5 protein-coding genes are annotated in these 4,620 nt (G+C 56.4%); all 5 read right to left on the bottom strand.

Features of this window, described 5'->3' with window-relative positions; translation table 11 throughout:
• The coding region (locus tag G582_RS18625) for a transposase (protein WP_038053625.1) at positions 1-78 on the bottom strand (78 nt) is incomplete at its 3' end.
• A gap of 757 nt (positions 79-835) precedes the next feature.
• Positions 836-1,465 carry a restriction endonuclease gene (locus G582_RS17745; protein WP_083961227.1) on the bottom strand — a complete coding sequence of 210 codons (630 nt, stop codon included), beginning with the start codon at positions 1,463-1,465 and terminating at the stop codon, positions 836-838.
• An 86-nt stretch (positions 1,466-1,551) separates the two neighbouring features.
• Positions 1,552-2,067 (bottom strand): SHOCT domain-containing protein, encoded by a 516-nt coding sequence (locus G582_RS0113235; protein ID WP_038054260.1) that lies wholly within the window; start codon positions 2,065-2,067, stop codon positions 1,552-1,554.
• Positions 2,068-2,151: 84 nt separating this feature from the next.
• Positions 2,152-3,066, bottom strand: a complete 915-nt coding sequence (locus G582_RS18095; protein WP_156880543.1) for a hypothetical protein — start codon at positions 3,064-3,066, stop codon at positions 2,152-2,154.
• Positions 3,067-3,491: 425 nt separating this feature from the next.
• Positions 3,492-4,253, bottom strand: a complete 762-nt coding sequence (locus G582_RS18090) for a hypothetical protein (protein WP_156880541.1) — start codon at positions 4,251-4,253, stop codon at positions 3,492-3,494.
• Between the last annotated feature and the right edge of the window lie 367 nt (positions 4,254-4,620).

Raw genomic sequence — 4,620 nt, 5'->3', positions numbered from 1 at the left:
CTCCGATACCGCCATGCCGGCCTCGGCCTGCTTGATGAAGCCGATGATCTGTTCCGTGGTGAAGCGACTCTTGCGCATGTCCGTCCTCTCTGGATGACGGACTCTACCTAGCTTCGAGTGGTACGGCTCAGTGGGGGCAGGTCACGGTCACTTGTTGTAGTCCCGCCAGGCCAAGTAACCAAGGCCAATGGCTCCAACAGCATAGATCATGATCATGAACCAAAATTGCGCTGGCTCAGTGTTAGCGTCATGTCGTATGCCCAATGCGGCTGTCGCTCTTCCGCCGAAAGTTGGAGAAGATCCGGATATCAGTGAGCTAAGCAATAAGTAGGAAAAAATTAGTGATGCTGCTGTGGCAATCAGGGCGCTGAGAAGATTGGAAGGTCGCAAGCGAAGCTCCTGCTGTGCTGCCTAACACCTGAGTTAAGCCGCGCCGCGAAGCGGCGTCGGCTTGAATGAATTGTTAGGCTCAACTCTTTGACCGAGTTGAAGCCAAAAGAAAGACGCAGCAGGCTGAGATGCACGAGTAAGCAAACGCCACGGCCCCCTGGGACTTTGCGCTGGACATCTTGGCTTGAAGAATAGCAGCCAACGGCATATGGCTTATGTGTAGTGCGATTTCAATGGCAAGCAAGACAAACCCTATTGAGAACGCATACTTTGCGTAGTCTGTGAGGCGCTTCTCGCTGCTCTGCGGATCTCCAAGCGCTCGCCATGCCAGCCAAATGGAGTAGGCAGTGGCAATTGCAATTGCGACGGATAGTCGATGATCCACAGTTGAGCCTAACACCTGAGTTGAGCCGCGCCGCGAAGCGGCGTCGGCTTGGACGAATTGTTAGGTTGCACCGGCAGGACCCAGCTTTGATAGGCGCCCGAACAATTCTTGGCCGTTAACCAACTCAAGGCGGAACGGGCAGAACGGAGAAATGAACGGATCATCTTTGATGCGGGGTGCGAAGTCAGAGGTGGTGGTGACAATTCCCTTCGTGGCGTTCCTGTCCGATTGCAGAACCCCAAGGAGAGCTCTCACGTCGTTGGCCGTAACGAGATGGCCTGGTTGAAACGCCTTGACTTGATCAATGATGCGGATAGAACCCCACCCGTGCTTTACAGCTATCACGTCTCGGCCAAAGTCGCCGCTGCGGGGAGTGAGAATGACCTCATCAAAGCCAGCCTTGTCATAGGAGGCCGCCACAAGTTCCTCCCATTGATTCGGCGTAAGGGAAAGAAGCTCACGGGGGTTGTGCTGAATAATTCGGGAAATCTCTCGCCAAGCTGGGTCCAGGACCTCAATGACGCTCCCGTCTGTTACCTCTCCGGTTCGTGAAACTATTGCGGTTAACAGAACTCCGGCGGGCGGAGGGGCTGCGCGTGTGACAGTTGCCTCGACGCTGTCGCGAATGCCTGCCGATGACCAGCCAATTCCAACGGAAGAGTAAATGCGGTTTCGCTCTTTCTCGGTCACCGGGGAACCCTCTTGTGCAACCTAACACCTGAGTTAAGCCGCGCCGCGAAGCGGCGTCGGCTTGGACGAATTGTTAGGTGTGCAGCTTATTCACCCAGCAGCTTGCGTTTCTGAGTTTGGAACTCTGTTTCGGTGAGGATGCCACGCTTGCGCAACTCATCGAGCTTGAGGAGCTTGTCATAGACGTCATCACCAGCGGCTGGAGGGCTCGCTGTGGGCACTCCGGCCCCCTTGGGCGCGGCAGATTCAATCTGTACGACCGTGTCCGCTCTTGGGGTAAGTGAGGTGCGCTGAGCTTCAGGATCGTCTTTTGCGACCACTCGGAACTGGTATTCAAACGTAGCCCACTGGGCCGGCCCGCCGCCCATTGGCTTTTCGTTCGAAGCCAGAGGGATGGCGATCTTGCCCTGTGCGGCAGCGAACTCGTTCGCCTGTTTTATGACGGCGATCTTCAGCTTAGGAATGCCGCCGCCAAAAATTCCGCCGTGATCAGCTTTGATGATCATGTAGGTGTCTGGCGAGAGCTGCACAACCTCCGGCTTACCAGCTTGGACTGGGGTTCCAAGAGCAAGGAGTGCTACGGACAATACTATTCGTTTCATCTGACAAGCTCCTGAAATGCTGCCCGGCACACCTAACACCTGAGTTAAGCCGCGCCGCGAAGCGGCGTCGGCTTGAATGAATTGTTAGATGACAGTCGAGTTGTACCGTGCATCTAAGAACTCTTCAATGCCCCTCTTGAATACAACAATCTCTAGAATTAGCGTCTCAAGCTGAGCTCTTGTGACAACGACTGCGTCGCCTGATTTTGTACGACCGGATCGATGAATAATGTCATGCCGCACGAGAACCTCTTTGTAGATGTTAGATATGTCTGGTATAGGAATATCTAAAGCTGCTGAAAGCAATGGTTTTGCTTTATCTAACCTGTGCCAGACGAAGTCTGTTAGGAAAGAGTGAATCTCAGCACCGATGCTTTCATGTCTTGCGAAGAGCTCAGACAGGGTCAGGGTCCTGCTCTTAAGATCGGGGCACGTCGCGAGAAGCCTTCTCAGGACTTCTGGCTTCTCTCTCACCCAATGAATAGCCAAGTCACTCAGATATGCCTCTAGTGAACTGATAAGCATCCCGTGAGACATTTGCAGAATAAGCTGCGAACGAGCGGATCCATCATCGATGCTCTGTGCGAGCTGCTGAATTTCGAGAAGGCGTTGATCTAGCTGGGCAGCTGGAGAAGTTTGGCTAAGATTCTCGTCTTCAATGTAGGCCTCGTAGTCGACTCCCTCATGGTGGATTGGTGCCCATTCATCACCTGCGATCGCCCATAGCTCATGGATCAAACTCTCCATGATGTTGTAATCAACTACGTGTGAGAATCTTTCTTGTATTACATCGTTTGGATCGTATGGGCCGCCCCAAACGAAGATGTAGCTTTTCGTTTCACTGTCCCAAGGTGTTTCCATGACCGGATCTTCGTAACGATCCAAAAACCATTGACGCATTGCTTCAATCTGCAATTCTTCCCCGGCGCTCGCTAGCCAAGAATCATTCGGCTCAAAGCCCATGTCGTCGTGTCGTCCGGCTTCGCGGGGAAGTTTCATGTCATCTAACACCTGAGTTAAGCCGCGCCGCGAAGCGGCGTCGGCTTGGACGAATTGTTAGGGCTCATGCTACCCGCCCCGGCCGACGCTCCACCAGAGAAGGCTAAGCAGTAGAGCCATGAATGAGAAGGCGTACACGTAGACGAGGGTGAGGGCTTTGCGGCCGAGAGCTCTCAATACTGGTTCCGGCAGATGCTCAAATTTACGTTGCTGTAGATAGGACAGTTGAGCTGGCGGAAGCGGCCCGTACTGGCCGAAGAATGGCCAGCGAGTGAGATGCTGCTTCTCAGGTTCTCGGGCAGCCACAGCCGAGAAGAGGCGCCTTGAAGATCGCCACAAGAGAATTGATGTAATGGCTAGCGCAGTGAATGCGGTCGCCGCGACGCCGAGTGCGATGTTGCTACTCATGAGCCCTAACACCTGAGTTAAGCCGCGCCGCGAAGCGGCGTCGGCTTGGACGAATTGTTAGCTGCCTGACCGCTGACTACCGCTCGCAACACCGCGCGCAGTGATTCCGCCGAATACTGAATGCTGCGCGGGGTAGTAGTTAGGGGCGCCGGGTCCTCGGCGCCTCGCAGCGCTTCGGTAAGCCCGCTGGTTGTGCCATATATCGGCGCTTTGACGGTGTACGCGCGTGACTTCGGAAGCACGCCGAGCAGAGCGTGATAAAGCGAGACCGCGTTGAGCAGTGCAAGGTCGGGTCCAGGGTGCATGCCGTCAGGGGCATGCCAGCGCATGCTTGGCGCAGAAGTGCGGAGCACTTGAAGCCTCTCCGAAACTTCGATGTAAGGGATGCCCGCTTCAGCCGCGGCCGCTGATTCGGCAGCGACCAGCGCCTTTGATGCTCTTGGTTCGTCTTGGTTAGTGCCCAAGAGGTAAACCTTGGCACCAGAGCTTTTAGCGGCCGCCGCTATGGCTTGGATGGCCTTCCGGGAATCAGAGCAGGAGCTTGGGCCGAACCCGCACATGAGATCTCCACCCCGCTCCTGCAAGACGACCGCGCTGTATCGCTTCGCGGCCAAGGCGCGCGCAACGGAGCCATCCGCCACCCGCTGAGTAAGCGTGGCTCCGCCCTTTACGATCATGTCGCTCGCGATGGCGCGACCGTTGGCGGATGCCAGGGAGTCCAGTACGCCAGGCGTATTGCCCACATAGGTGAGGCTGTTTCCCACGAAAAGCACCGACATCTGGTGCCGCGATGCTCGGGGTGCGCCCATAGCGGGCCATGCCAGAGCGAAAGCGACGATGAGAGACAACAATATGCGCATAGGTCACCAGAAGGCAGCTAACACCTGAGTTAAGCCGCGCCGCGAAGCGGCGTCGGCTTGAACGAATTGTTAGGGCCGACGTTACGGCCGAAGCGCGGGAACCGCAAGCAGCAACGCCACGCACGACGCGGGAGCCGCCGGCCGTGAGCCGAGCCACAGGCAGGCCGACGCTGGAAGAGCCGAAGCCAGAGCGCCGCCCGGCCGAAGCGAGAACGCTGGTCAGCGAAGGCGCAACGGCATGCACGGCACGACGCGACCACACCCGAGCGCGAACACGAAGGTCAAC

The organism is Thermomonas fusca DSM 15424 (assembly GCF_000423885.1).
In the GTDB taxonomy this organism is placed as follows: domain Bacteria; phylum Pseudomonadota; class Gammaproteobacteria; order Xanthomonadales; family Xanthomonadaceae; genus Thermomonas; species Thermomonas fusca.
Note: the sequence above shows the minus strand (reverse complement) of the source record. Positions and strands in the feature narration are given on the sequence as shown.

Excerpts from the sequence above, each read along its gene's own strand:
- G582_RS18090 (WP_156880541.1), bottom strand. The coding sequence starts at position 4,253 with ATGTCGGTGCTTTTCGTGGGAAACAGCCTCACCTATGTGGGCAATACG.
- G582_RS0113235 (WP_038054260.1), bottom strand. The coding sequence starts at position 2,067 with ATGAAACGAATAGTATTGTCCGTAGCACTCCTTGCTCTTGGAACCCCA.
- G582_RS18095 (WP_156880543.1), bottom strand. The coding sequence starts at position 3,066 with ATGAAACTTCCCCGCGAAGCCGGACGACACGACGACATGGGCTTTGAG.